The following is a 2,795-nucleotide window of genomic DNA, read 5'->3' as shown; positions in this document are numbered from 1 at the left end:
GCCGACCGCGTCGTCTTCCTCGCCGACGGCCGCATCGTCGACGAACTCCACGCCCCCACCGCCGACACCGTCCTGGACCGCATGCGCCGCTTCGACGCCAAGGGCCGCACCAGCTGAGCCGCCGAGCCCCGGCGAACGAAGCCCGACGCCCCCGACCCCCCCAGGACACCTCCCTTGTTCCGCACCGCACTGCGCAACGTACTGGCCCACAAGGGCCGACTTCTGATGACGATGCTCGCCGTCATGCTCGGAACGGCCTTCGTGGCCGGCACGCTCGTCTTCACCGACACCATGGGCCAGGCGCTCAGGACCCAGAACTCCAAGAGCTACGCCGACGTCGCCGTCACGGTCAGCGACAGCGAGGCCGTCGGCCGCGGCTATGACCACGGCGGCAGGGCCACCACCGGTCCGACCCTCACCGAGGACACCCGCCGCAAGCTGGCCGCCCTGCCCGGCGCCGCCGACGTGCGCGGCGTGGTCAGCGGCTTCGCCGGCATCGCCGACAAGAAGGGCGCGCTGATCGGCAACGGCTTCTCCACCACCGGCACCAACTACGTGCCGGGCGCCGACGGCACCGACCCGCGCTACCCGCTGGTCGCCGGCCGCGGCCCCAAGGACGCCACCGAGATCGCGCTCGACACCAGGACCGCCGAGAAGGGCGGGTTCAAGGTCGGCGACACCGTCCGGGTCGCGGTCAACGGCCCGGTGATGCAGCTCAGGCTCACCGGCACCCTGCACACCAACGACCCGCGGGTGATGGCCGGCGGCTCGCTGGCCGCCTTCGACACCGCCACGGCCCAGCAGCTCTACCTCAGCCCCGGCCGCTTCGCCGAGCTGGACGTCAAGGGCGCGCCGGGCGCCGACGACACCGCGCTGCTCGCCGCCGTCAGGCAGGCCGCCCCCAAGGGCGACGGCATCGAGGCCAGGACCGGCCGCGAACTGGCGGACGAGCAGGACCGGATGATCGCCCGGGGCACCAGGTTCCTGAGCACCTTCCTGATGGGCTTCGCCGCCATCGCGCTGTTCGTCGGGGTCTTCATCATCGCCAACACCTTCTCCATGCTGGTCGCCCAGCGCACCAGGGAGCTGGCCCTGCTGCGCGCCGTCGGGGCGACCCGCCGGCAGATCACCCGCTCGGTGAAGGCCGAGGCCGCGCTGGTCGGCCTGACCGCCTCCGTCGCCGGCCTGCTGGCCGGCATCGGGATCGCCGTAGGGCTCAAGGCCCTGCTCAACGGCCCGATGGACGCCAACCTGCCGGACGGCCCGCTGGTGATCGCCCCGACCACCGTCCTGGCCGCGATCGCCGTCGGCGTGCTGGTCACCCTGGTCGCCGCCTGGCTGCCCGCCCGCCGGGCCTCCCGGATCGCGCCGGTCGCGGCGATGAGCTCCTCCGAGCAGCCCGCCACCCAGAAGAGCCTGCGGCTGCGCAACACCGTCGGGCTGCTGTTCTCGGTGGCCGGTGCGGGCGCGCTGGCCGCCGGTGCGAGCGGCAAGGAGGTCAAGCTGGTCGGCCTCGGCTCGGGGGCGCTGCTGATCGGCGTGTTCGTGCTCACCCCGTTGCTGTCCCGGCCGCTGATCGCCCTGTTCGCCCCGCTGCTGCGGGCCGTGTACGGCACACCGGGCAAGCTCGCCGGGGAGAACGCGGTGCGCAACCCGCGCCGCACCGCCGCCACCGCCTCGGCGCTGACCATCGGCGTCACCCTGATCACCTCGCTGACCGTGGTCGGCGCCTCGGTGAACAAGGCCGTCGACGACTCCACCTCCAGCGACCTCAAGGCCGACTACACCGTCGCCATGCGGAACTTCTCGGACCTCTCCCCCGAGGTCGCCCCGCAGATCGCCAAGGCGCACGGCGTCAGCGCGATGAGCACCGAGCGCAGCGTCCCGGTCGCCGTCGGCCGGGGGCCGGGTGCGGGTTCCGACGAGAACGAGTTCCTGACCGCCGTGGACGCGGCGACCATCGACCAGCTCGCCACCGTGAGGATCAGGGAGGGCTCGGCGGACGCGCTCAAGCAGGGCAAGCTGCTGGTGAGTTCGGGCCGCTCCGAGCAGGCCCGCTACAAGGTCGGCGACGTCCTCGCCGTGACCTACCCGGACGGCACCAAGGGCTCGCTCACCGTCGGCGGCGTCCTGGAGGCCGACACCGCACTGGCCCCGGTGCTCGCCCCGGAGGCCGTGGTCGGCCCGCACGCCCAGCCCGGCTCCGGCCTGAACAAGGTCCTGGTCAAGGGCACGAACGGCGCGACCGAGCAGCTCCGGCAGGCGCTGCGCGACGCGACCGGCGGCAATCCGCTGATCGCCGTCAAGGGCGAGAAGGACATCAAGGCGGAGAGCCGCCAGGCCGTCACCAACATCCTGAACATGATGTACGGGCTGCTCGGCATGTCCGTGGTGATCGCGGTGCTCGGTGTGGTCAACACCATGGCGATGTCGGTGTTCGAGCGCCGCCGGGAGATCGGCATGCTGCGGGCGATCGGCCTGGACCGGCTGGGCATCCGCCGGATGGTCCGGCTGGAGTCGCTGCTGATCGCGCTGTTCGGCGGACTGGTCGGGGTCGGCCTCGGCATCCTGGTGGCCTGGGCGGGCGTCCGGACCCTGGCGGACGACCTCAAGGGCATCACCACCGTGGTGCCGCCGCTGCAGATCGCCTGCTTCCTGCTCGCGGCCGCCGTGATCGGCCTGCTGGCCGCGCTCTGGCCGGCCCACCGGGCGGCGAAGCTGGACATCCTGGGTGCGATCAAGACCCAGTAGTCCGGGCGTACGACGGGAGCCCCCGGGGGCGGTTCGATGGGAAC

At 72.7% G+C, this 2,795-nt stretch carries 1 protein-coding gene and 1 pseudogene; both read left to right on the top strand.

All coding sequences use genetic code 11. From position 1 onward, the window contains the following. Positions 1-117 (top strand): annotated as a pseudogene (locus ACFV1W_RS40430) (ABC transporter ATP-binding protein); the annotation flags it as partial. A gap of 57 nt (positions 118-174) precedes the next feature. Further along, a complete protein-coding gene (locus ACFV1W_RS40425; RefSeq protein ID WP_380422552.1) occupies positions 175-2,751 on the top strand; it encodes an ABC transporter permease in 2,577 nt (858 codons plus the stop codon). Positions 2,752-2,795: the final 44 nt, after the last annotated feature.

Origin of the sequence: Kitasatospora sp. NPDC059648 (assembly GCF_042734825.1) — a bacterium.
Taxonomy (GTDB): domain Bacteria; phylum Actinomycetota; class Actinomycetes; order Streptomycetales; family Streptomycetaceae; genus Kitasatospora.
Note: the sequence above shows the minus strand (reverse complement) of the source record. Positions and strands in the feature narration are given on the sequence as shown.